At 62.3% G+C, this 23,628-nt stretch carries 24 protein-coding genes; 11 read left to right on the top strand and 13 right to left on the bottom strand.

Features of this window, described 5'->3' with window-relative positions; all coding sequences use genetic code 11:
- Positions 1–7 precede the first annotated feature (7 nt).
- The gene (locus tag ACQRBT_RS24890; RefSeq protein ID WP_104993401.1) at positions 8–550 is read right to left on the bottom strand and encodes an acyl-CoA thioesterase; all 543 of its coding nucleotides are present in this window, start codon (positions 548–550) and stop codon (positions 8–10) included.
- A 106-nt stretch (positions 551–656) separates the two neighbouring features.
- On the opposite strand from ACQRBT_RS24890, the gene ACQRBT_RS24885 reads away from it, so the two are divergent.
- Complete coding sequence (locus tag ACQRBT_RS24885; RefSeq protein WP_412046775.1) at positions 657–1,616, top strand: GlxA family transcriptional regulator; 960 nt, start codon at positions 657–659, stop codon at positions 1,614–1,616.
- Between the two features lies 1 nt (position 1,617).
- Here the strand turns inward: ACQRBT_RS24885 and ACQRBT_RS24880 are convergent, their stop codons facing one another.
- Positions 1,618–2,481 carry a LysR family transcriptional regulator gene (locus ACQRBT_RS24880; RefSeq protein ID WP_104993403.1) on the bottom strand — a complete coding sequence of 288 codons (864 nt, stop codon included), beginning with the start codon at positions 2,479–2,481 and terminating at the stop codon, positions 1,618–1,620.
- 101 nt (positions 2,482–2,582) lie between these two features.
- Between ACQRBT_RS24880 and ACQRBT_RS24875 the strand changes: the two genes are divergently transcribed.
- Positions 2,583–3,581 (top strand): quinone oxidoreductase family protein, encoded by a 999-nt coding sequence (locus tag ACQRBT_RS24875; RefSeq protein ID WP_090371650.1) that lies wholly within the window; start codon positions 2,583–2,585, stop codon positions 3,579–3,581.
- Positions 3,582–3,642: 61 nt separating this feature from the next.
- Here the strand turns inward: ACQRBT_RS24875 and ACQRBT_RS24870 are convergent, their stop codons facing one another.
- The 3 genes from ACQRBT_RS24870 to ACQRBT_RS24860 form a co-directional block, all read right to left on the bottom strand.
- Positions 3,643–4,107, bottom strand: coding sequence for a hypothetical protein (locus ACQRBT_RS24870; protein WP_104993404.1), 465 nt, complete (start codon positions 4,105–4,107; stop codon positions 3,643–3,645).
- A 145-nt stretch (positions 4,108–4,252) separates the two neighbouring features.
- Entirely contained in the window at positions 4,253–4,975 is a 723-nt protein-coding gene (locus tag ACQRBT_RS24865) for a pirin family protein (protein ID WP_104993405.1), read from the bottom strand.
- Positions 4,976–5,057: 82 nt separating this feature from the next.
- Positions 5,058–5,489: a helix-turn-helix domain-containing protein gene (locus ACQRBT_RS24860; protein ID WP_104993406.1), complete on the bottom strand. Its 432-nt coding sequence runs from the start codon at positions 5,487–5,489 to the stop codon at positions 5,058–5,060.
- Between the two features lie 170 nt (positions 5,490–5,659).
- Here ACQRBT_RS24860 and ACQRBT_RS24855 point away from each other — a divergent pair, with 170 nt between their 5' ends.
- The 4 genes from ACQRBT_RS24855 to ACQRBT_RS24840 all read left to right on the top strand — a co-directional run bounded on the left by ACQRBT_RS24855 (position 5,660) and on the right by ACQRBT_RS24840 (position 9,788).
- On the top strand, positions 5,660–6,250 hold the full coding sequence (locus ACQRBT_RS24855; protein WP_060755312.1) for an antibiotic biosynthesis monooxygenase: 591 nt from the start codon (positions 5,660–5,662) through the stop codon (positions 6,248–6,250).
- A complete protein-coding gene (locus ACQRBT_RS24850; RefSeq protein ID WP_412046776.1) occupies positions 6,247–8,085 on the top strand; it encodes an amidohydrolase in 1,839 nt (612 codons plus the stop codon). The genes ACQRBT_RS24855 and ACQRBT_RS24850 overlap by 4 nt, the downstream gene beginning before the upstream one ends.
- Before the next feature lie 29 nt (positions 8,086–8,114).
- Positions 8,115–8,732 carry an isochorismate family cysteine hydrolase YcaC gene (ycaC, locus tag ACQRBT_RS24845; protein ID WP_060755310.1) on the top strand — a complete coding sequence of 206 codons (618 nt, stop codon included), beginning with the start codon at positions 8,115–8,117 and terminating at the stop codon, positions 8,730–8,732.
- A gap of 168 nt (positions 8,733–8,900) precedes the next feature.
- Positions 8,901–9,788: a LysR family transcriptional regulator gene (locus ACQRBT_RS24840; RefSeq protein WP_060755309.1), complete on the top strand. Its 888-nt coding sequence runs from the start codon at positions 8,901–8,903 to the stop codon at positions 9,786–9,788.
- Here the strand turns inward: ACQRBT_RS24840 and ACQRBT_RS24835 are convergent.
- The 4 genes from ACQRBT_RS24835 to ACQRBT_RS24820 all read right to left on the bottom strand — a co-directional run bounded on the left by ACQRBT_RS24835 (position 9,785) and on the right by ACQRBT_RS24820 (position 14,369).
- Complete coding sequence (locus ACQRBT_RS24835; RefSeq protein ID WP_412046777.1) at positions 9,785–10,726, bottom strand: D-isomer specific 2-hydroxyacid dehydrogenase family protein; 942 nt, start codon at positions 10,724–10,726, stop codon at positions 9,785–9,787. The two genes, ACQRBT_RS24840 and ACQRBT_RS24835, sit on opposite strands and share 4 nt — an antisense overlap.
- On the bottom strand, positions 10,723–11,892 hold the full coding sequence (locus tag ACQRBT_RS24830; RefSeq protein ID WP_412046778.1) for an acyl-CoA dehydrogenase family protein: 1,170 nt from the start codon (positions 11,890–11,892) through the stop codon (positions 10,723–10,725). The genes ACQRBT_RS24835 and ACQRBT_RS24830 overlap by 4 nt, the downstream gene beginning before the upstream one ends.
- Before the next feature lie 153 nt (positions 11,893–12,045).
- On the bottom strand, positions 12,046–13,380 hold the full coding sequence (locus tag ACQRBT_RS24825; protein WP_412046779.1) for an LLM class flavin-dependent oxidoreductase: 1,335 nt from the start codon (positions 13,378–13,380) through the stop codon (positions 12,046–12,048).
- A 14-nt stretch (positions 13,381–13,394) separates the two neighbouring features.
- Positions 13,395–14,369, bottom strand: a complete 975-nt coding sequence (locus ACQRBT_RS24820; RefSeq protein ID WP_104993412.1) for an ABC transporter substrate-binding protein — start codon at positions 14,367–14,369, stop codon at positions 13,395–13,397.
- 282 nt (positions 14,370–14,651) lie between these two features.
- Between ACQRBT_RS24820 and ACQRBT_RS24815 the strand changes: the two genes are divergently transcribed.
- Entirely contained in the window at positions 14,652–15,035 is a 384-nt protein-coding gene (locus tag ACQRBT_RS24815; protein WP_060755304.1) for a c-type cytochrome, read from the top strand.
- Between the two features lie 8 nt (positions 15,036–15,043).
- On the opposite strand, the gene ACQRBT_RS24810 is transcribed toward ACQRBT_RS24815, so the two are convergent.
- Both ACQRBT_RS24810 and ACQRBT_RS24805 read right to left on the bottom strand, forming a co-directional pair.
- Positions 15,044–16,627: a rhodanese-related sulfurtransferase gene (locus ACQRBT_RS24810; RefSeq protein ID WP_412046780.1), complete on the bottom strand. Its 1,584-nt coding sequence runs from the start codon at positions 16,625–16,627 to the stop codon at positions 15,044–15,046.
- Complete coding sequence (locus tag ACQRBT_RS24805) at positions 16,624–17,235, bottom strand: cysteine dioxygenase (protein ID WP_060755302.1); 612 nt, start codon at positions 17,233–17,235, stop codon at positions 16,624–16,626. Before ACQRBT_RS24805 ends, ACQRBT_RS24810 begins: the two co-directional genes overlap by 4 nt.
- Before the next feature lie 217 nt (positions 17,236–17,452).
- Between ACQRBT_RS24805 and ACQRBT_RS24800 the strand changes: the two genes are divergently transcribed.
- Positions 17,453–18,358 (top strand): LysR family transcriptional regulator, encoded by a 906-nt coding sequence (locus tag ACQRBT_RS24800; RefSeq protein WP_060755301.1) that lies wholly within the window; start codon positions 17,453–17,455, stop codon positions 18,356–18,358.
- Between the two features lie 105 nt (positions 18,359–18,463).
- Positions 18,464–19,258, top strand: coding sequence for a class II aldolase/adducin family protein (locus tag ACQRBT_RS24795; protein WP_104993415.1), 795 nt, complete (start codon positions 18,464–18,466; stop codon positions 19,256–19,258).
- Positions 19,259–19,379: 121 nt separating this feature from the next.
- On the opposite strand, the gene ACQRBT_RS24790 is transcribed toward ACQRBT_RS24795, so the two are convergent.
- Both ACQRBT_RS24790 and ACQRBT_RS24785 read right to left on the bottom strand, forming a co-directional pair.
- Complete coding sequence (locus ACQRBT_RS24790) at positions 19,380–20,456, bottom strand: LLM class flavin-dependent oxidoreductase (protein ID WP_412046781.1); 1,077 nt, start codon at positions 20,454–20,456, stop codon at positions 19,380–19,382.
- A gap of 174 nt (positions 20,457–20,630) precedes the next feature.
- Positions 20,631–21,485 (bottom strand): AraC family transcriptional regulator, encoded by an 855-nt coding sequence (locus ACQRBT_RS24785; protein WP_412046782.1) that lies wholly within the window; start codon positions 21,483–21,485, stop codon positions 20,631–20,633.
- A gap of 122 nt (positions 21,486–21,607) precedes the next feature.
- Between ACQRBT_RS24785 and ACQRBT_RS24780 the strand changes: the two genes are divergently transcribed.
- A complete protein-coding gene (locus tag ACQRBT_RS24780) occupies positions 21,608–22,018 on the top strand; it encodes a hypothetical protein (RefSeq protein WP_104993417.1) in 411 nt (136 codons plus the stop codon).
- A gap of 110 nt (positions 22,019–22,128) precedes the next feature.
- Complete coding sequence (glsB, locus tag ACQRBT_RS24775; RefSeq protein WP_090371624.1) at positions 22,129–23,037, top strand: glutaminase B; 909 nt, start codon at positions 22,129–22,131, stop codon at positions 23,035–23,037.
- Positions 23,038–23,628: the final 591 nt, after the last annotated feature.

Genomic DNA, 23,628 nt, shown 5'->3' with positions numbered 1-23,628 from the left:
GGGAGGCTCACGCCTGCTCCTCCCCCCGCAATTGCAAGCTCATAGCGTCACAGCTGGCTGCCCAGTCGCTTAACCACTGCGGCATCGCAGGTGAGGTCTCGTCCAGGCCCAGTTCACGCAGGAAATCCGCCGGGGGCAGGGTGCCCTTGGCGTTGCGGAACAGCCCGCGCATCACCACCACGCCAACCACCCGGCCCTGGCTGACGAAGCGGTGCTCCATCAGGCTCCACTTGTGGTCCCAGCCGAGCATGCGGGTGTGCACCTCGAACGCTTCGAACAGTTTCAACTCGCGGCGGAACTTGCCCCAGGTATCGCCCACGATCGGCAAGGCTTTTTGGCGCAGGGCCACGCGAAAGGCGCCGGTGCGCAGTACAAAGTCCATGCGTGCCACGTCCGCCAGGGAAAAATACCGGCCATTGGTGACATGCCGGTTGAGGTCCAGGTCCAGCGGCCACACCCGCATACGCACCACGGTGGTGTCCAGCCCATGCACAGGGTTACGCCAGGGGCGGCGGCACAGCATGCGGAACAAGCGAAACCAGAGATTCATAAAAACGCCAGGCAATTGATCGGAGCGGCCACTGTAAAGGTGTCGGATCGGCTAAGGTAGGTGCGCAAATGACTTATTACATGCGAAAAGCGCAATAGGCCCCTCAATGCACATCACCTTGCTTCTGGCCGATCAATGCTCCGCCGCCAGTGCCACCCTGGCCCTGGAAATGCTCAGCGCCGCCAACCTGTTCGCCGAGACGCCGCCCTTTGAGCTCACTGTTGCATCCCTCGACGGCGAGCCTGTGGCGGCCTGGGGTGGGCAGCGTTTGCTGGTGGACCGTTCACTGGCGCAAGTGGCCCAGACCGACCTGGTATTGATCCCGGGATTTCTCTTTACCCTGAAAGACGCCTTGCCGGCGTTTCCAAGCTACGGCCCCTGGTTACGTGAGCAGCATGCGCGTGGCGCGGTGCTGGCCTCGATGTGCACCGGCGCTTTTCTACTGGCCGAAACCGGCTTGCTATGCGACCTGCGCGCCACTACCCACTGGGCGTTTGCCGAGCTATTCAGGCGCCGCTACGCCACGGTGCGCCTGGATGACGCGCAGATCCTGTGCGAAGAAAACCGCATGATCACCTGTGGCGGCGCCAGTGCGGCAATGGATTTGATGCTGCACCTGATCCGCCGTTTCGGTTCGCCGGAACTGGCCCACACGTGCAGCCGATACCTGCTGATCGATACGGTACGCACCGAACAATCGGTGTATGCCATGTGGTCGCTGCCCAAGAGCCATGGCGACGTTGAAATTCTGCGGGTACAGCATTGGTTGGAGCAGCACTTTGCCCAGCCGCTGGTGATCGACGAGGTGGCGCGGCGCTTTGGGTTTGGCGTGCACAATTTCAAGCGGCGCTTCAAGGAGGCGACCGCCCATACGCCGATTGCCTACGTGCAGGCCCTGCGCCTGGAGCGGGCCAAGCAGATGCTCGAATCGACGCGCATGACCCTCGAAAGCATCACCTACGCGGTGGGGTATGAAGACAGCAATTCGTTTCGCCGCCTGTTCCAGCAACGGGTGGGGATGTTGCCGGCGGCGTATCGCAAGAAATTTCTCGGCGTTGTGCGGTGATTCAACGGCGTAATTGCGGCTCGTCTTCGATACATGTCACCAGAAACTCCATCACCACTTTCACCGAGGGTGAGCGGCGCATATCCGGGTACACCGTGAGCCAGATATCACGCACCGGGCCTTCGCTGGTCGTGGGCAGCCTGACCAGAAACGGATCGTGGTCGCCCACCAGGGTCGGCAATACCACGGCGCCGACCCGGGCGCGGGCTGCCATTTGCTGGGTAATCAGCTCGCTGGCGGCAAACACTACCGGGCGTTGGCCGCGCACTTGATGCATCCACGCCTGTTGGGGCAGGTGATCGCGGCTACTGTCATAGGCGACGAAGCCCCACTGCGGCGCTGGTAATTGTTGCAGTTCGGGCGAGCCATACAGCCCGAAGCGCACCACGCCGACCTTGCGCCGCACCAGCGCGTTCTCGTCGGGTCGCACGGTGCGCAGGGCGATATCGGCCTCGCCCTTGTCCAGTGCCGCAACCTGGGTAGACGGCATCAGTACCAGGTTCAACTGGGGGTACTGCGCACGCAAACGGGCAATGTGGGGGGCGATGCAATGGTTGGCGATGGACGGCGGGCAACTGACCCGTACCGTACCGACCATTTCGATGGAGGCGACCCGCGACAGGCGCATGACGTCAGTGGCCATTTCGCCCATGCCGGTCGTCAGTTTCGCCAACGCCAGGCCCTGCGCAGTGAGCGGCCGGCTACGCGGCAAGCGGTCTACCAGCTTGACGCCCAGGGCTTTTTCCAGCGCGTCGACGCGGCGCCCGACGGTAGCATGTTCCACCTGCAACTCCCGTGCGGCCGCCGACAGCGACTGGGTGCGTGCCAATACGGTGAAGTAGTACAGATCCTGCCAGTCGAACATCGGGTTATTTCCGCACGGAGGCTGTGAATGGATGGGGAATTTTCAGTCTGATAGCGTCCTTTTACCATGGGCGCTTCCTACTGCAAACGGAGTTGTTCCCCATGAAAGCCATCACCCTGCACACCTACGGCGGCCCTGAAGTGGCCCAACTGCGCCATGACGTACCCAAACCCCAGGTCATCGCTGGGCATGTGTTGGTGCAGGTTGCCTGTGCGGGCATCAATTTCATGGATATCCATACCCGCCAGGGCAAATACGCCAGGTCAGCGACCTACCCGGTGCGCCTGCCTTGCACACTGGGCATGGAAGGCGCGGGTGTGGTGGTAGAAGTGGGGGCCGACGTCAGCCATTTGCACGTGGGTGACCGCGTAGCCTGGTGTATCGCCTGGGGAGCCTATGCCGAGTACGCCTGTGTGCCTGTCGACAAAGTGGCACAGATTCCCACCGCGATCCCTTTCGATCAGGCGGCTGCAGCGATGTTTCAAGGGAGCACCGCCCATTACCTGATCGAGGATGTGGCGCGGCTGAAAGCCGGTGATACCTGCCTGATCCACGCGGCATCCGGCAGCATCGGTCAATGGCTGGTGCAGATGGCGCGTCGACTCGGCGCGACCGTGTTCACGACCGGTAGCACCGCTGAAAAATGTGCGATTGCCCTGGAGCGGGGGGCTCACCACGCCTGGACCTATGACGGATTTGCCGAGCGGGTGCTGGAGGCCACCGATGGGCGCGGGGTGGACGTGGTATTTGATTCGCTGGGTAAAACCACCTTGCGCGACAGTTTCAGGGCATGCCGTACCCGTGGCTTGATCGTCAACTACGGCAATGTTTCCGGCTCGCTGACGGACCTTGATCCGATGGAGCTGGGGGAGGCCGGTTCATTGTTTTTGACACGACCGCGGCTGGCCGACCATATGGCCGATGGTCCTACCGTGCAACGACGGGCGAACGCGGTGTTCGCGGCAATGCTGGAGGGCTCGCTGACGGTGGAGATCGAAGGGCATTACACGTTGGAAACGGTCAAGCAAGTGCATGAACGCATCGAAGCACGGCAGCAGATCGGCAAGGCGGTGCTTTGGCTGGAGCGCAACCTGCATTAATCGAAGACGAAAAAAAACCGGCTGATCAGGCCGGTTTGGGGTTCCCGCCAACAGCGCGGGGTCAGGCATTGTTGCTGTGCAGACGGTCGGCACCACCTTCGGCCAGGCCACGCTCTTGCAGACGATCAGCGCCACCTTCGGCCAGACCACGTTCCTGCAGACGATCAGCGCCACCTTCGGCCAGGCCACGTTCCTGCAGACGATCCGCGCCACCTTCGGCCAGGCCACGTTGTTGCAGACGATCAGCGCCACCTTCGGCCAGGCCACGTTGTTGCAGACGATCCGCACCGCCTTCGGCCAGACCACGTTGTTGCAGACGATCCGCGCCGCCTTCAGCAAGACCACGTTGTTGCAGACGATCAGCACCGCCTTCAGCTACGCGGCGTTCCAGCAGGCGGTCAGCACCGCTTTCGGCTACACGGCTATCCATCAGGCGATCCGCGCCGCCTTCAGCGACAACGGGGTGAGCAAAAGCATTGGCGGCGAGTACCGAGAAAGCGAGGCTAAGCAAGATTTGGCGTTTCATGAGAGTGTGCTCCGAGTGTTGGGTTTGGGTGCTGCTGGGTATGGGTTTGATGTTACGCGTTGGATTTTTCAAGAGAACTTCATTGCGCTGATGGTGACTATCGATGCCAACGATGGCCCGTTCTCACGGGCCATCGCAGGGCCGGTCATGGCATCTGCGGCAGTTCCTGAGGGCGCAGGTCAAACACCAGCACCTCGGCGTCAGTGCCCTGGCTCAGGCGAATCTGGCGTTCATCGCGAATGCGTGCGCCGTCACCTTCCTGCAGGCGCTGCCCATTGATCTCGAGGCTGCCACGTGCCACATGGATGTACGCGTAGCGGTCCGGCGCCAGATCGAGGGTTGCGCTTTCGTCACCGTTGAACAGGCCCGCATAGACCCGGGCATCCTGGCGCACGTTGAGCGAACCCTTGGCGCCATCCGGCGAGATGATCAACTGCAAGCGCCCACGTTTCTGCGCCTCGCTGAAGTGCTCTTGCTGATAGCGCGGCTTGGCGCCGACCACCTCCGGCACGATCCAGATCTGCAGGAAGTGCACGCCCCGGCTCTGGCTGTGGTTGAACTCGCTGTGGGCTACGCCGCTGCCTGCGCTCATCAGTTGCACGTCACCCGGGCGGATCACCGAACCGGTGCCCAGGGTGTCCTTGTGTTCCAGGGCGCCTTCGAGCACATAGGAGAAAATCTCCATGTCGCGGTGCGGGTGCTGGCCGAAGCCTTTGCCGGCGGCGACGCGGTCATCGTTGATCACCAGCAGGTCGGAAAAACCCTGCTCCTGGGGGTTCCAGTAATTGGCGAATGAGAAGGTGTGGAACGACTTCAACCAACCGTGATTGGCGGCGCCGCGTTCCGAGGCTTTGCGAAGGGTCAGCATGGGATGTTCTCCTCAAAAGAAGCGGTCTGCACGATGCAGGGCTTCGGTGTGAGGAGAAGGTTACTGGTTAGCGATAGGTTGATTAAGAAGCTGAATTTTGAATAACTGTCCCGCTACAGTTGACGATTGCCCGCTGAGCCGCCCTGAGGTAATCGCGATAGCGCAGTTGAAGTCTGCGCCAGGTCATCGGGTTCACCCCTTCGATACGGCTGAACAGGTGGCAGAAGTGCGCCTGGTCGAAGAACCCGCATTCCTGGCTGATTTGCGTCAGGCTCAGGCCGGAGACGGCGATCAGCCGCTTGGCTTGCTTGACGCGTTGCTGGCGGATCCATTCCTGGGGGGCTACACCTGTAGTGCGCTTGAAGGCCCGGGAGAAATGGCTGCGCGACAGTTCACAGGCGCGGGCCAGTTCCGTCACGTCCAGCGTCCCGGACAGATTGGCGAGGATCAACTGTTTGACCCTCTGTTCGCGCTGTGGGCACAGCATTCCGGTGGTGGTAACGGGTTGAGCCATGATCGATCTCCATGGTCGATGGGCGCGGGTTCCTGCCTACCTTACCGGTGAATGCAGCCCCCGTGTAGAGCGCTGCAAGCATCTCTTGCGCAGAGCACATACGTGCAATTTTTGCGGATCGGCGCATTGCACACTACTGCCAATATTCAAGTACCCAGAGGAAAAACACGATGGACTCAACAGCGCAAGGCGGGCCGGATGAGGTCGTGACCCTGGTGGTCAAACACCGCGTGAAAAAGGGGCTTGAAGCCGATTACGAAGCCTGGCTGCGACGCATTGTGCGCATTGCCGGCGAGCGCCCGGGCCACCTCGGCGTTGATGTGGTGCGCAGCAAGCAGGACGCCCTGGCGCTGTTCACCTGCGTGTTGCGCTATCGCTCGGCCGATGACCTCAAGCACTGGCTGGACTCCCCCGAGCGTCAGGAGCTGATCAACCAGGCCGCACCGATGCTCGCCGACGGCGACCGCACCGAAGTCGGCTCGGCCAACGAGTTCTGGTTCTCCCCCCTGGCCGACACCGCCGCCAAGCCTCCGCGCTGGAAGCAGGCGGTCGTCACCCTGTGTGTGATCCTGCCGCTGACCCTGCTGGTGCCGATCATCTGGGGCCCGGTGCTGCGCTTGCATCCGCTGCTCTCCAACTACGTCGTCGCCACATTCCTGATCACCCTGACCATCGTTCTGCTGGTGGTCTACCTGCTGATGCCGGCGGCCACCCGCCTGTTCGCTCCCTGGCTTGAAGCCTCTGTAAAGGAAACCCTATGAACGCCGATCTGATTTTGTTCAATGGCCAGTTCCACACCGTGGATCGTGAAAACCCGCGTGCCACCGCCGTTGCCATCAGCCAGGGGCGCTTCGTCGCCGTGGGCACCGATGGTGAAGCCATGGCCCTGCGTGGCAGCGGCACCCATGTCATCGACCTCAAGGGCCGCACAGTCATTCCGGGGCTTAACGACTCGCACCTGCACTTGATTCGTGGCGGGCTCAATTACAACCTCGAGTTGCGCTGGGAAGGTGTGCCGTCCCTGGCCGATGCCTTGCGCATGCTCAAGGACCAGGCCGACCGTACGCCCACGCCGCAATGGGTACGCGTGGTCGGTGGCTGGAACGAATTCCAGTTCGCCGAAAAGCGCATGCCGACCCTGGACGAACTCAACCAGGCCGCACCGGACACCCCGGTGTTCGTGCTGCACCTGTACGACCGCGCCTTGCTCAACCGTGCCGCATTGCGCGTGGCCGGGTACACCAAGGACACGCCCAATCCACCGGGTGGCGAGATTGTGCGCGACAGCCACGGCAACCCTACCGGGATGCTGGTGGCCCGGCCCAATGCGATGATTCTGTATGCGACCCTGGCCAAGGGGCCGAAACTGCCGTTGGAATATCAGGTCAACTCCACCCGCCAGTTCATGCATGAACTCAATCGCCTGGGCCTGACCAGCGCCATCGACGCGGGCGGCGGTTTCCAGAACTACCCCGATGACTACGCGGTGATCGAGCAACTGGCCAAGGACGAACAGTTGACGGTGCGCATCGCCTACAACCTGTTCACCCAGAAGCCCAAGGAAGAACTCAGCGACTTCAAGAACTGGACCGGCAGCGTCAAGTTGCACCAGGGCGATGATTACCTGCGCCACAACGGGGCCGGCGAGATGCTGGTGTTCTCGGCCGCCGACTTCGAAGACTTCCTCGAACCGCGTCCCGACCTGCCGCAGACCATGGAACAGGAGCTGGAACCGGTGGTGCGCCACTTGGTCGAGCAGCGCTGGCCGTTCCGCCTGCACGCGACCTATAACGAATCCATCTCGCGCATGCTCGACGTCTTCGAGAAGGTCAACCGCGATATTCCGTTCAATGGCCTGCCGTGGTTCTTCGACCATGCCGAAACCATCACGCCGCAGAACATCGAACGTGTACGTGCCTTGGGTGGCGGTATCGCCATCCAGGACCGCATGGCGTTCCAGGGCGAATATTTTGTCGAGCGCTACGGCGCCAAGGCCGCCGAAGCCACGCCGCCGATCCAGCGCATGCTCGCCGAAGGCGTACCGGTAGGCGCGGGCACCGACGCCACGCGGGTGTCGAGCTACAACCCGTGGACCTCGCTGTACTGGATGGTCAGCGGCCGCACCGTCGGTGGCCTGGCGCTGCATGCCGAGGGCCTGCCGCGTCTGACCGCGTTGGAACTGTTCACCCATGGCAGCGCCTGGTTCTCGTCCGAGCAAGGCAAGAAGGGGCAGATCAAGGTCGGGCAATTGGCGGACGTCGCGGCGTTGTCCGCCGACTTTTTCAGCGTCGATGAAGAAGCCATCAAGTGGATCGAATCGGTGCTCACCGTCGTCGGCGGCAAGGTGGTGTACGGCGCCGGCGACTTCGAAGATTACGCACCGCCGCGCGTGCCGGTGCTGCCGGACTGGTCGCCGGTGGTCAAGGTGCCGGGCCACTGGCGCCCGGGTTCACCGTTGCAGGCCCAGGTCCACCAATGCAGCGGCCCCTGCGGCGTGCATTCCCACAGCCACGAAAAAGCGCGCCTTTCCAGCGTGCCGGTCAGCGACTTCCAGGGTTTCTGGGGTGCGTTCGGCTGCTCGTGCTTTGCATTCTGATTACCCAAACCCCCGTAAGGAGTTGAACCATGGCTAGCCCTCGTTTGAACAAAGATGACGCCGTTGTACTGTTGGTCGATCACCAGACCGGCCTGATCTCGCTGGTGCAGGATTTCTCGCCCAACGAATTCAAGAACAACGTACTGGCCCTGGCCGATGTGGCGAAGTTCTTCAAGTTGCCGACCATCCTCACCACCAGCTTCGAAAGCGGCCCCAACGGCCCGCTGGTTCCAGAGTTGAAAGAACTGTTCCCGGACGCGCCGTACATCGCCCGTCCTGGCCAGATCAACGCCTGGGACAACGAAGACTTCGTCAAGGCAGTGAAGGCGACCGGCCGCAAGCAGATCATCATTGCCGGTGTGGTGACGGACGTGTGCGTAGCGTTCCCGACCCTGTGCGCGCTGGAAGAAGGCTTTGAGGTATTCGTGGTCACCGATGCCTCCGGCACTTTCAACGAAACCGTGCAACAAGCGGCTTGGGCACGTATGACCGCCGCCGGTGCCCAACTGGTCAACTGGTTCGCCGTGGCCTGCGAGCTTCAGCGCGACTGGCGCAACGACATGGAAGGCCTGGCCAACCTGCTGTCGCCACGCATCCCCAACTACCGCAACCTGATGAACAGCTACTCGGCCTTCACCGCCAAGTAACCCATCCCCATCGTTCCCACGCTCCGCGTGGGAATGCCTCCCGTGTCGCTCCGCGTCACGACCTGCATTGCGGACGCGCAGCGTCCAAGGGCTGCATTCCCACGCAGCGCGTGGGAATGATCAGTCAGGGCGTGTTATAAACCCGGAAATGTCCACCGAGAAGCGACAATGAACCCCTTCGAAGACATGCGCCTGTTCTGCCAGGTCATGGAGTCCGGCAGCTTTACCGCCGCCGCCGAGCAATTGGGCCTGTCCAAACAATTTGTCAGCCGCCGCCTGATCCAGCTCGAAGACCGCCTCGGCGTGCGTCTGCTCAACCGCTCCACCCGCCGCCTCGACGTCACGCCGCTGGGCCAGAGCTACTACGAATCCGCCTTGCGCCTGCTCAGTGAAGTCGAGCAGGTGGAGCAGGGCATCGCCGGCCAGAACAGCGAACCACGCGGCACTATTCGCCTGAGTGCGCCCTTGTCATTTGCCATGGCGCACCTGGGTTGCCTGCTGCCGCTGTTCCTGCAACGTCACCCGCATGTCTCGGTGGAAGTCGACCTGAGCGACCGCCCCGTCGACCTGATCGGCGAGGGTTATGACCTCGTGTTGCGCATCGGCACCCTGGAGGATTCCACCCTGATCGCTCGGCGCATCGCCAGCGTGCAGCGTGTGTACTGCGCCAGCCCCGACTACCTGGCCGTGCGCGGTACGCCGCAAAAGCCCGAAGACCTGGCCGGCCACGATTGCCTGCCCTACGGCCATGGCCGCCAGGTGCAGTGGCGCTTCCAGGCCAAGGGCAAGTTGCAGTCGCTGAATGTCAGCGGGCGTATGCGCGTCAATAATGGCGAGCTGCTGCGCGACACAGCCATCGCCGGAATGGGCGTCACCTACCTGCCGACCTTTATCGTCGCCGATGCCTTGAAGGACGGGCGGCTGGTGACGCTGCTGGATGAGTACGCCCCCGACCCCCTGACTCTGTCGGCGGTGTACCCGCAGCACCGGCAAAGTTCGCGGCCGGTGCAGGCGCTGGTGGAGTTTCTACGCGAGCGCCTCGCCGGCGGTTGTTAATTGGCCCGGTTGTGGAGTGCTTGCTGAGCCAGGTAACGCTCCAGATTGGCCAGGAACGCGTCGGCGATCTCATGCTGGCTGCGCGTGGAAATCGCCGAGGTGTGCGGCGATAAGCGCACGCGCGGATGACTGTACAGCGGATGACCCTCCGGCAACGGCTCCGGTTCTGTCACATCCAGTGATGCCAGCCCAATCTGACCGTTATCCAGCGCTTCGAGCAGTGCCTCCTGATCCAGCAAACCACCCCGTGCGATGTTGATCAGGTGCAATCCCGGCTTGGCGCTCCCCAGGACCTCACGGTTGATGACATGTCGCGTGGCTTCGGTCAGCGGTGCGGCTACCACCAGGTGATCGGCGCGGGCGAACAGGTCATGGATATCCTTGGCGGTTTCCACGCCCGAACTGAACGGTGCCTGGCTTTGACGTAGCGCCACGACGTTGATCCCCAGGGCCAGGGCCTTTTGCGCCAGGCGTTCGCCAATCGCACCAAACCCCAGGATCCCCAACGTGGTGCCCTTGAGAGGACGCAGTGCGGTGAACTGCCACTGGGCATCCTTCACCCAGATATCCGGCAAGTGTTTGGCCGCAGCAAAGATTGCCGCCAGGGCGAACTCGGCGAGGTTATCGGCGGCGCTGCCGCGTGAGGTGGTCACCGGCGGGCCGTTGAACAGCCACTGGGGGTAGAAGTCGATACCCGAGGACACCAGGTGTACCCACTGAACGCCGTAAGGCCAGCCGGGCGGCGGGGTGTCGGGGGCGGTGTAGCCACGCACGTTGATCGGGCGCAGCAGCAGGACATTGGCCTGGGGCGGCAGGTCGCTGGGCACGCCGACCGGTACACCGATGACCTGGGCTTGCGGGTGCAGCGTGACCAGGCGCTGGCGGATCACGGCGTTGAAGTCTTCGTCCAGCTGGCTGGCGATAATCACCTGACTCATGCGCGTTCCTTCTGACGTTGTGCGAACACGGCTTTGCCGACGCCTTGCAGCACGGCGTCGTCCTGGGGGGTGTGGACGCGGCTGCACAGCACGTCGCGATAGTGCCGTTGCAGCGGGCTATGACGTGAAAGGCCGGGGTTGCCCGAGGCTTCGATGGCCAGCTCCACCGCACGGATCGCGTTGTGGGTCACCAGGTACTTCAACTGCGCCGCGTGAGTGGCCGGGGTGTGCCCTTCGGCCGCAGCGTCCAACAGGCTGCGGTTGGCGAACAGCAACGTGTCGATATGCCCGACGGTTTCCTGGAACCGTGGCAGGGTGGCCAGCGCCGCCCCAAGGTTGGATGGCTTGCGTTCTTCCAGCCAGGTAACCAGCCAATCCCGTGCGGCCTGGGCCACGGCGTCGTACACCGACGACAACAACACCGCCATCCACCGGAACCCTTCGCCATCCAGCTCGGGTTGCGGCGCGCTCCAGGGGCTGACGCTGACCGCGTGGTCCAACGGCACCAGCACGTTGTCGAACACCACTTCATGGCTGCAGGTGGCGCGCATGCCCAGGTGGTCCCAGGTGTCGATGATGCTCACGCCGGGGCTGTTTTTTGGCACCAGCCAGGCGCCCACCAGCGGGTCGGTATCGTCACTGCGCGCCCACACGCTGAACCAGCTCAGGCCATGGCTGCCGGTGGAGTAGATTTTGCGCCCGCTGATGCGCCAGCCGTCAGCGCTGCGTACCGCGGTGGTGGATGGCAGGCCGCCACGGGCCGGGGTGCCCAGGTCGGGTTCTACACGCAACGCATTGATCAGCGCGCCGTTGCGCACCGCCTCTTCTGCGACTTGGACACGCAGGTGCTGGGGCCAGGTCTTGCTGTCTTGCAGGCGTGTGTGTTGCAGGTATTGCATCACCAGAATCAACGCGGTGGAGGGCTCGCCCTTGGCTATCGCACTGATGGCCTTGCGCGCCTGGGGCAGGCTGGCGCCGCCACCGCCCAGGGATTTGGGCACGGTGAGGGCGACCAGGCCGTGCTCGTGCAACAGCTTGAAGTTGGCGTGGGGGAAGGCGCCGCTTTCATCAAACCGATGCGCAGTGCTGGCCAGCTCGGCGCTGAGACGCTCGAGCAGGGCATCGAAATGGGCGACTTCCACGGAACGCAAGGACGGTTGAGTCATGAGTCTGTACTCGCTTGAAATGGTTGTAGTGAGCGGGCTTGCCCCGCGCTGGGTGGCGTAGCCGCCCTAAATCCGGTCACCTCGGTATTCCTGAACCACCACGGCGTCCTTGTTGGGGCGGCTTTGCCCCCCAGCGCGGGGCAAGCCCGCTCACTACGAGGCTTCGGTGTAGCGGTTGGTTGGTACTTGCAGGCCCAGGTTGTCGCGCAATGTATGGCCGCTGTACTCGGTGCGGAACAACCCGCGTTGTTGCAGCACCGGCACCACCCATTCGGTGAAGGATTGCAAGCCGTCCGGCAGGAGCGAATTGATGATGAAGCCGTCGCTGGCACCGGCCTCGAACCAGGTCTGGATCGCATCGGCAACTTGCTCCGGAGTGCCGACGAAATCACGCTTGGGCCGTGAGAAGCGCAGCGCCACTTCGCGCAGGGTCAGGCCCTCGTCCCTGGCCCATTGCTTGATGCGGTCGGAGCCGCCTTTCTGGCTGTTGGAACCCAGGTCGCCGAGCTCCGGGAAGGCGGCGTCCAGCGGGTATTGGCTGAAATCGTGGTCGTTGAACGGGCGGCCGAGGGCGACGATGGCGTCTTCTACGGAGACCAGATCGACAGCCTGCTGATAGCGGCTTTCCACCTCGGCGGCATCGCGCCCGATGATCGGGCGGATGCCCGGCAGAATCGCCAGGCTGTCGGCATCGCGGCCAAAGCCTTCGGCGCGCCGCTTCAGATCCTGGGTATAGGCCAGGCCATCCTCGAGGCTCTCCACATGCACAAAAATCGCATCGGCATGCTGTGCGGCGAAGTTACGCCCGTCTTCCGAGGTGCCCGCCTGGAAAATCACCGGCTGGCCCTGGTTCGAGCGGGCGATGTTCAGCGGGCCTTTGACCGAGAAAAACTCGCCTTTATGGTTCAGCGCATGCAGCTTGCCTGGGGTGAAAAACTCGCCGCTGTGCTTGTCATAGACAAAGGCGTCATCTTCCCAGGAGTCCCACAGGCCCTTGACCACGTTGAGGTGTTCCTTGGCGATGCGGTAGCGCACGGCATGCGGCGGATGCTCGGCTTTGCCGAAGTTGTCGGCGGTGCCGCTGAGCCACGAGGTGACGACGTTCCAGCCGGCACGGCCGCCGCTGATATGGTCCAGGGAGGCAAACTGGCGCGCCACCTGGAAGGGCTCGGTGTAGCTGACGGTCACCGTCGCCACCAAACCGATATGGGTGGTCTGTGCCGCCAGTGCCGAGAGGAGGGTCAGCGGCTCGAAACGGTTGAGGTAATGCGGGCTGGATTTGGCATGAATGTGCAGGCTGTCGGCGATAAATACAAAGTCGAACCTGGCACGTTCTGCCAGCGCGGTCTGCTGCTGGTAGAAGCCGAAATTCGTACTGGCATTGGGTTGCGCCTGCGGGTGGCGCCATTCGCCCCAGCCGTGGCCGACACCATGGACCATGGCGCCCAGTTTCAAATGGCGTGGCTTGAATTGACGTGGCTTGCTCATGTGCGGCTCCTGGCTCAGCGCGAGGCTTGGGAAGTGGGGAAACGGGTGGCGTTGAAGCTCCTGTCGAACCCCTGGGAGACGTCGATGCGTCGGGGGAGCAGGCCCTCTTTCTGATAGGTATCGGCCGTGGCTTGCAGGCCACTGATCACCGAGTCGTCGATGGCGACCGGGCTCAGGTGCGTGTCTTTGGCCACTTCCACATGCACGGCCAACGGCAGGCCGGTGATTTTGGCCTGGGCGGCGGCGTATGCATCAGGGTGCGCGTTGGCCCAGGCATAGGCGCGGTCGACGCGAGCGACAAAGTCGTCCAGTTGTACACGCTTGTCGGCGATCGCCTGGCTGGTCGCCGCGAAGTACAGGTGATTGCTCAGCAACCGATTGCCGCTGACCAGCACGCGGGCCTGGCTTTGCGAGGTGACCACGGTGGTGTAGGGATCCCAGGTGGCCCAGGCGTCGACCGTACCGTTATCCAGCACCAGGCGGGACTCACTGGGCAGCAGGAAAATGAACTGCACATCCTGGGTGGTCAGGCCGGCACCGGCCAGGGCCTTGATCGCCAGGTAATGGCCGATGGAGCCTCGCCCGGTGACGATCTTCTTGCCCTTGAGGTCGGCCACCGTCTTGATCGGCGAGTCTTTGGGCACCAGCAGGGCAGTGGTGTTACGCCCTTCGGCGTGGATGATGCTGACCACCTTGAGCGACGCACCGGCCCCCAGGGCGAACACATACGGTGCATCGCCGAGCGCACCGACATCCACGGCGCCGGCATTCAGCGCTTCACCCAAAGGCGAGGCGGAGGGGAACTCCGACCATTGGATGGCGTAGGGCACATTGCGCGTTTCGCCGGAGGCTTCCAGGAGCGCCTTGATCGTGGATTTCTGGTTGGCAACACGCAGGGGTTGCAGGTCGGCGGCGGCGACTATGCCAGCCAGCCCCAGGGTCAAGGCGGTGCCCAGCAGCAGGCGTTTGAAGACGAGGGTCAAGACCATGGGATGCAGGCTCCAGGCAGATCAGAATAAGGGTTCGGCTACCTCCGCCTGGAGAAGGGGTCGGTGAGGAGTTAACGTTATTCCCATAAAAACCTGCTGTGAAGTTCTTTTTGGTTATATGTTAATTATTAAAAAAAGTGATTATTTGAGTTTGTAAATATTCTTAAAGTGCATTTATTGTCGGCACGCGTGGCGTGTCATGGAGGGAGGTGAGCCTTGCATGCGAGGATGCCCCGAAGCAGAATCCGAAGCTTTCCAGGGACTCGCACAATAAGGATATCCATGCCGTTGAACACGCTATTCATCGCTTCGCTGGGGCTTTTAGCGCTGGCGCAAACATCACTCGCCTGCGCGGAGAATGCCAATGGCAAGAACCTCTATTTCCAGAGGTGCGCCATGTGCCATGGCGCCGATATCAAGGGAACGGGGCCGCTGGCCAATAAAAGCACGCCGCCCACGCCCGATCTCACCACCCGCGCTTTCAAGAAGCGCCTCAGTGATTACCCGGGCGTTATCGTCGCGTCGGTCATCCTTCGCCCCAATGGCGACCTGATTCCCAGGACTTTGCGAGAGAACGGCGTCAAGATTGCGCCGTTCGCTTGGGGGGTTAAGGACTTTCGCGACTTGAATCAGTACATGACGGATGTGATTTCGAAAGCCCAGTGAGGGTGGGCTCAGATCACATAGAACCCATGGGTGCCGTCACGCGCCAATTGCGCCACCAGGCCGAACTCCCAATCCAGGTACGCCTGCATGGCTTCCTTGGGGTTGTCGGTGCCCTCATACGGTCGGCGATAGCGGTCGATACGCGGTGAGGCCAGGTGGGTTTCGCCTTCTTCCAGCGGCAGTTGCGCATTGATCCAGCCAGCGGTGCCGTCTTGCAGCAGGAACACTTGCTTGCCGGTGATGGCCTCGACTTCAGCCACTGCCAGGCGCGCCAATTGGCTGCTGCCACAGGTCAATACGTAGCGTTGGGCGCTGGGCACCTTGGCCAGGGCCTGGGGCAATTGTGCGCGCAGTACCCACCAGGCCCCCGGAATATGGCGTTTGACGTAGTTGGCGCTGGCGGTGAAATCCAGTACCACGGTATCGCCCTGGTCCAACCAGTCGGCGAGGGTGTGAGGGCTGATCAATTCGGCCTGGGGCGGCGCAGGTACGGGGGCGACCCACGCACCTTGTTCGCTGAGATCGGACGCTTGCACATCATCCAGCACATGCACCTCCCAGCCCATTTGAGCGAGCCAGGATGCAGACATATTGGCGCGCACGCCATCGTCATCCACCAGTACCAAACGCGCCCCGCGGACGCTGGCGACATGGTCGGTTTCCTGCACCAACTGGCCACCCGGCGTGGAGCGTGCGCCCGGTAGATGGCCGGCTTCGAATTCTTCCGGGGTACGTACATCGAACAGGTAAGTGGTGCGCGCGGGTTGCTGCTGCCAGCGGTGCAGGTCTGCCAAGGTGGCGCGGCCGACGCGAGCCTTGTCGGCGACGCGGCGTGCCGCCTGGGCTGCTGCCTGGCGATGCTCTTCGCTGGTCGGCGCAAAGCGGCGTGACTGCCCATGGGCAAGCTTCTGCCCGGCCAGGGTCCAGCCGATGGTGCCATTACGCAGGGCCGAGACCGGGTTGGCCACGCCGGCATTGATCAGCGACTGGGTGCCGATAATGCTGCGGGTGCGCCCGGCACAGTTGACGATGATGCGCGTGGCGGGATCGGGCGCCAACTCGCGGGCACGCAGTACCAGTTCGGCACCCGGTACGCTGATACCGGTGGGGATGCTCATGGTCTGGTATTCATCGAAGCGGCGTGCGTCGAGCACCACCACATCGGCCTGGCTGTTGAGCAGGGCCTGCACGTCTTCGGCGGCCAGCGACGGCGTATGGCGTTCGCTTTCCACCAGTTCGCCAAAGGCTTTGCTGGGCACGTTCACGTCGATAAACAACTCGCCACCGGCCCGGCGCCAACCGTCGAGGCCGCCGTCGAGCAGGCTGACCTGGGTGTAGCCCAGCGCAACCAGGCGCTCGGCGGCGCGGGCGGCCAGGCCTTCGCCATTGTCGTAGACGGTGACCGGGGTATCGCGCCGTGGAATACGCGAATACACCTCCAGCTCCAGTTTGGACAACGGGATATTCGCGGCGAACAACGGGTGGGCTTCGGCAAACGGCGCTTCTTCACGCACGTCGATCAGGGCGACTTCTTCACGGTCCGACAGGGCCTGGCGAATCCGGGCGAAGCTTGCAGTCGATACGGTGCTCATAGGGCAGGGCTCTTTTCTTTGGACAAATCCCAGATGTTCGGGAGGAAGGCGTTGGAGTAACCGGAGATAAACAGTTTCTCGCTGCCGTCGGGCTGGTACACCGCGCGGCGCACGGCACCGATGTTGGCGCCGTACACGTGAATGCTGATCGACACCTGGTCGCGGTAGGCGTTGCTGACCTGATGAATATCGCCGACCTTGGGCGACACCGCCTCGACCTGGCCTGGCACCAATTGAATCGGCTTGCCTGCGGGCTTCAGGCTGCCATCGGCGGCGCGTTCGAACCCCTGGGAATACTCAGCGCCGCGCAACATACCGATCAACCCCCACACCCGATGGTCATGAATCGGTGTACTTTGCCCCGGCCCCCATACAAAGCTGACGATGCTGAAGCGCTGGCGCGAATCGGCATGCAGCAAAAACTGCTGATAGCGCTCGGGGTCGGGTTGCGCGAAGTCATCAGGGAGCCAGTCATCATGGCTGACCAGGGATGCCAGAAGCTTGCCACCCCGGTGCAGCAAGTCGCCTTCGCGAGGGTGGCCGTCGATCAATTCCGCCAGGGCGCCTATGAAGGCTCTGAGTCTCTCGGGGTGCTTGGCCTGGGTCATGACAACTCCATCCTGTGGTCGCTGGTGATGGTTTTATATAAGCATAATATCTGAGCTTAATATGCTATTTATTAATGATTAGCTTATAGCTGAAGGTAATTTAGAACTGGTCCGAATAGCGTTAGACGTTATTGATTACAGCCTGGGCTATCCAGGCAACGCGCCTGCAACTATGCTTCCCACACATCTTAATGACGCTTCTCTATGTGCGGCCCAAATGAAAATTGACGATATCGATGCCTTTGTCGAAGTGATTCGTTGCCAGTCCATCAGCCACGCCGCCGAGTCGTTGCAACTGACCCAGCCGGCCATCACCCGCCGCGTGCAGAACTTCGAGCAGGCGCTGGGCGTGGAGCTGTTCGACCGCAACACCAAGCCACTCAAGCCTACGCTGATCGGCACCCGGGTTTATGAACAATGCCGGTTGATCCTGCGTGAGATGGATGCCCTGCGCGAACTGGTGGCCACCGACGCACCGCCCACCGGCGTGTTGCGCCTGGGCGTGCCGCAGACCCTCGGCGACGTGGTGTTGCTGGACGCGCTCAAGCAGTTGCGCAGCGACTACCCCGACCTGCGGGCCCAGGTCGCCACCGGCTGGGGTAGCCAGTTGGTCGGCAAGATCGAACGTGGCGAACTGGATGCCGCGGCCGCGTTGTTTCCGGCGGGCAAGATCTTCCCTGACAACATCGTCGGCGAGTCCATCGGCAAGATGGAGTTGGTGGTGGTGTGCGCCAAGGCCCAACTGCCGAAAAAGCCGGGCAAGTTGGCGGATGTGTACCAGAGCGGCTGGATTCTCAACCCTGATGGCTGTGGTTTTCGCGCCGGTTTGCAGCGCACCTTGTCCGACCAGGGCCTGGCGTTGCGGGTGAACCTGGAAACCTTCGGCACCGAGCTGCAACTGGGCCTGGTGGCGGATGGCCTGGGCTTGGGCCTGGTGCCGCGTCCCTTGTTGGAGCGCAGCGCTCACCGCGAGCAATTGGCGGTGATGCCACTCAAGGATTTCAAGCCGGTGATGGATCTGTGGCTGATCTATCCGCACTTCCTGGGCAACTTGCAGGGGCCGGTGGATGCGTTCGGCAAGTGGGTGGCGGCCTCGCTGCAGAAAATCCGAGCAGCGGCCTGATATGAAAAATAATAATAATTAGCTTAGATTAAAATGTGCTTTTTATTATTTTTCGGCATCCCCTAGGCTGCCTGGACGTCCTTAAGGCCATCCAGGAAGTTTGCCATGAGCAGCGTCACCTCTATCTCCAGCGTGTCCAACACGGTTCGTCAACGCGTGACTCCAGAAGAGTGGGAGGTACGCGTCAAGTTGGCCGCGGCCTATCGCCTGGCGGCGCTGTACAAGTGGACCGACCACATCTACACGCATTTCTCCGCCCGCGTGCCGGGGCCGGATGAGCATTTCCTGATCAATGCCTTCGGTTTGCTGTTCGATGAAATCAGCGCGTCTAACCTGGTCAAGGTCGACCTCGATGGCACCCTTGTCGACGACCCGACGGGGCTGGGCATCAACTACGCCGGCTACGTGATCCATAGCGCGATCCACGGCGCACGGCCGGATTTGCAGGCGGTGCTGCACACTCACACCCGCGACGGCATTGCGGTGTCGGCGCAAAAGAATGGCTTGCTGCCGATTTCCCAGCATTCCATCGCGTTCTCCGGGCGCGTGGCGTACCACGGATATGAAGGCGTGGCGCTGGACCTGGACGAGCGCGAGCGGCTGGTGGCGGACCTGGGCGACAAGAGTGTGATGATCTTGCGTAATCACGGGCTGCTGACGGCTGGCGTGAGTGTCGAGCATGCGTTCCAGCAACTGCAAAGCTTGGAGCGTGCGTGCAATATCCAGATCGCGGCGCAGGCGGCGGGGAATGAGGAACTGATATTTCCGCCCGCAGAGGTGGTGGCCAAGGTGGAGGAACAGGCCAAGGTGTTCAGCAACGGTGAAGGCCCGGGCGTGGCGAGGCATTGGAACGCGTTGATCCGGCAGTTGGAACGCAGCGATACCGACTACAAGAACTGATCTTTAAGCTAAGTGAATATCAAAATGTGGGAGGGGGCTTGCTCCCGATGGCGGTGTATCAGTCATACATCGGGTGACTGATACACCGCCATCGGGAACCAGCCCCTCCGGGCTTTATGTCTTACGCGACTTGCTGCGTTCGTTGCGCGACCAACTGACGGGTGAGGGGGATCAAGCGCTTGCCGTAGTCAATCGCATCATTGAGCGGATCAAACCCACGGATCAGGAACGTGGTAATGCCCAGATCGTAGTAATCCAGCAAGGCTTCGGCGACCTGTTCAGGCGTGCCCACCAACGCTGTCGAGTTCCCCTGCGCGCCGAGCAAACCGGCAATCCCGGTCCACAAGCGCTTGTCCAGTCGTGCCCCTTGTGCGGCCGCCGCCAGCAACCGACGGGAGCCTTCATTCGGGGGTTCGCGGCGTACAAAGCCAGTCTGCTCGGCCAACGCCGTGGCCTGCTGCAAGATGCTTTCGGCACGTGCCCAGGCGGCCTCTTCGGTTTCGGCGAGGATCGGCCGCAGCGACAGACTGAAGCGAATCGTGCGGCCGTACCTGGCCGCTTCCGCACGCACCTGGGCCACGGTCTCGCGCACCTGCTCGTAGGTTTCACCCCAGAGCGCATACACATCGGCATGTTTGCCCGCCACTGCGATCGCCGCCGCTGAAGAGCCGCCAAAGTACAACGGAATATGCGGCTGCTGCGGCGACTTCACCGAGGAGTGTGCGCCTTCGACCTGATAGTAGGTGCCGGCGAAATCAAAGGGTGTTTCGCTCGTCCATTCCTGGCGCACCACACTCAGGTATTCGTCGGTGCGCGCGTAGCGCTCATCTTTGCCGATATGGCTGCCGTCGGCACGCAGTTCGCGGTCGTCGCCGCCGGTGATGATATGCACGGCGGTGCGTCCGCCGTTGAATACATCCAGGGTGGCGAACTGGCGAGCGGCCAGTGTGGGTTGGGCAAAGCCCGGGCGATGGGCGATGAGGAACTGCAGCTTTCGAGTGACGCTGGCGGCATGGGAGGCAATCAGCGTGCTGTCCGGGCTGTTGGAATGGAAGGCCACCAGGGCGCGGTCGAACCCCGCCTCCTCGTGGGCGCGGGCCACGGTTTCGACATACTCGGGTTGCAGCACCGGGCCGCTGCGCGGGTGGATTTCGGAGGCGTGATGGCCGCCGATATAGCCGATGAATTCGATGCTCATGGTCACTCCTTGTTGGGTTGGGGTTCAACACCTCCACCGGGCAAGGGGTCGGTTATCCGGGTCAAAAGTAGGGCGGGGAGCGCGCCTTGTAAAATGCCGATTGGTTCTAACCTAATCATTAAAAAGTAGAATTACTCTTTATTGTATTTATCAGTAATTTGCATTTTATCGGTGTCAGGCAGGCGCATCCGCCAGCGCAATGCTCGGCTGCTCGGCATTGTCGCCGGCCCCCATGCGGTCGGCCAGGTAACGCGCCGGCGGCTGGCCCACGGCCTTGCGGAACATGGTGATAAAGCCACTGGCGTTTTCATAACCCAGGTCCAGCGCCACCGTTTGCACGCTGTCGCCCTTGGCCAGGCGTTGCAGGGACAGAATCACGTGCAACTGGCGGCGCCAGCGACCAAAACTCAAACCCAGTTCCTCCAGCAACAACCGCGTCATGCTGCGCTCGCTCATGCCGATGCGGATGGCCCATTGGCCGAGGCTGGATTTGTCGGCGGGATCAGCCAGCAGGCTGTCGGCCAGGCGGCGCAGCCTCACGTCCTGGGGCATGGGCAGGTGCAGGTCTTCGATGGGCGCTTCGGCCAGTTCGTCGAGCAATGTATTGATCAGGCGCCCCTGGGCACCGTCGACGTCGTACAGCGGCGGGAAACTCACCGCCTTGCTGATCAGCTCGTGCAACAGCCGCGACACCGCCAGGGTGCAGCACTGCTCAGGCAAGGCATGGGCGGCGTCGGGGTCGATCAACAGGCAATAGATCTGCGCTTCACCCGACCCGCGTGCCGCATGGAAGGTGCCGCCGGGAATCCACAGGGCGCACTGCGGCGGCACGATCCAGATACCCGCTTCGATCTCGCAGTGGATGACCCCGCGCAAGGTGTACATCAACTGGCCTTTGCGGTGGGCATGCTGCTGATGTTCCCAGGTGACCGAGGTGCTGCTGGCGCCCACTCCCACCACGGCGCGAGGGAAAATGTCGGCGTCCCTGGACATCGAAGGGTCGTGCATATCAAGGCGGTGGTGTCTCATGGCGGGCTTGGCACATTGGCTGAATTGCGAAATAGTTTGGCTATTCTGTGCAATGCCGTCCAGTGCCTGGCGCTCTATGATGAGAGTCACTCTCATTAAGGTGAGTTTTAAGGAGCAATGCCATGCGACTCGACAGTTCAACATTTCCCATCGTCAAAATCGTTTTCGATGCCCCCAACGATGGCGGGCCGGAGGATGCCTTCCTGGTTTTCGAAGGCCTGCTCGCCCGCCGGCAACCGTTCCTGCTGCTGCACGAAAAAGCCGTGGACGAGAACAACTATGCGCACTCCCACGAAGAGCGCAAGCTTGCGTCCCTCTGGATGAAGAAGAACAAGCCGGCGCTGCAGGCGTTCGTCAGAGGCATGATCCAGGTGGAACCCAGCGCGGCCAAGCGCCTGGCGCTCAAGCCGTTTACCGTGACATTCGGCAAGGCCTGGGGTTACCCGTTGCTGGTGGTGGAATCCAGGGACCGGGCCTGGGCGCTGGCGCGGGATGTGCTGGATGAAGAGGTGTCGGATGTGGCGCATTTTTGAGGGCATGCCGGCTGGCCTGTGGCGTGGGGGTAGCTCCCTTGCCACAGGCATTTCAGGTATTCTCCGCGCCCCGCTTATCACCGATTCCAAGAAAGATGACAGGACAAGACATGCAGGCGCTGCTGGAGTCGATTCTCGACGAAGTACGCCCACTGATCGGCCTCGGCAAAGTCGCCGACTACATCCCCGCGTTGGCCGACGTGCCCGCCAACCAACTCGGCATTGCGGTATACGGCAACGACGGCTCGGCCTACTGCGCCGGTGATGCCCACACCCTGTTCTCGGTACAGAGCATTTCCAAGGTCTTCAGCCTGGTCCAAGCCATCGATCACGGCGGTGAAACCATCTGGGAACGCCTGGGCCATGAGCCTTCCGGGCAACCGTTCAACTCGCTGGTACAGCTGGAATTCGAACGCGGCCGCCCACGCAACCCCTTTATTAATGCGGGTGCGCTGGTGATTTGCGACATCAACCAATCGCGGTTTGCCGTGCCGATTCTGTCGATGCGGGACTTTGTACGACGCCTGTCGGGCAACCCGCAGATCCTGGTCAACAGCATCGTCGCCGACTCCGAAGCCCAACACGGCGCCCGCAACGCGGCCATGGCCTACCTGATGAAATCCTTCGGCAACTTCCACAACGACGTGGACGCCGTGCTGCACAGTTACTTCAACTATTGCGCGCTGCAGATGAGCTGCCTGGATTTGGCCAAGGCATTCAGCTTCCTGGCCAACGAAGGTACCAGTGCCCACAGCGGCGAGCAGATCCTGACCGCACGCCAGACCAAGCAGGTCAACTCGATCATGGCCACCAGCGGGCTGTATGACGAGGCGGGTAACTTTGCTTATCGCGTGGGTTTGCCGGGCAAGAGCGGGGTGGGTGGCGGGATCGTCGCCGTCGTGCCGGGGCAGTTTACGGTGTGCGTATGGTCGCCGGAGTTGAATGCGGCGGGGAATTCGCTGGCGGGGATGAAGGCGCTGGAGTTGTTGAGTGAGCGGATTGGATGGTCGGTGTTTTGAGTCGTTGAGCTCGTTCCCACGCTCCGCGTGGGAACGCATCCCGTGACGCTCCGCGTCACCACTGCGCGTGATTCGAACCTCGCACTAACCGACGGGACGCGGAGCGTCCCAGGCGGCATTCCCACGCAGAGCGTGGGAACGATCATGTCGGTGTCGAGCTCGTCCCCACGCTCCGCGTGGGAACGCATCCCGTGACGCTCCGCGTCACCACTGCGTGTGATTCGAACCTCGCACTAACCGACGGGACGCGGAGCGTCCCAGGCGGCATTCCCACGCAGAGCGTGGGAACGATCATGTCGGTGTCGAGCTCGTCCCCACGCTCCGCGTGGGAACGCATCCCGTGACGCTCCGCGTCACCACTGCGTGTGATTCGAACCTCGCACTAACCGACGGGACGCGGAGCGTCCCAGGCGGCATTCCCACGCAGAGCGTGGGAACGATCATGTCGGTGTCGAGCTCGTCCCCACGCTCCGCGTGGGAACGCATCCCGTGACGCTCCGCGTCACCACTGCGTGTGATTCGAACCTCGCACTAACCGACGGGACGCGGAGCGTCCCAGGCGGCATTCCCACGCAGAGCGTGGGAACGATC

This window comes from Pseudomonas sp. R19M, from assembly GCF_050312585.1.
Lineage (GTDB): Bacteria > Pseudomonadota > Gammaproteobacteria > Pseudomonadales > Pseudomonadaceae > Aquipseudomonas > Aquipseudomonas palleroniana.
Note: the sequence above shows the minus strand (reverse complement) of the source record. Positions and strands in the feature narration are given on the sequence as shown.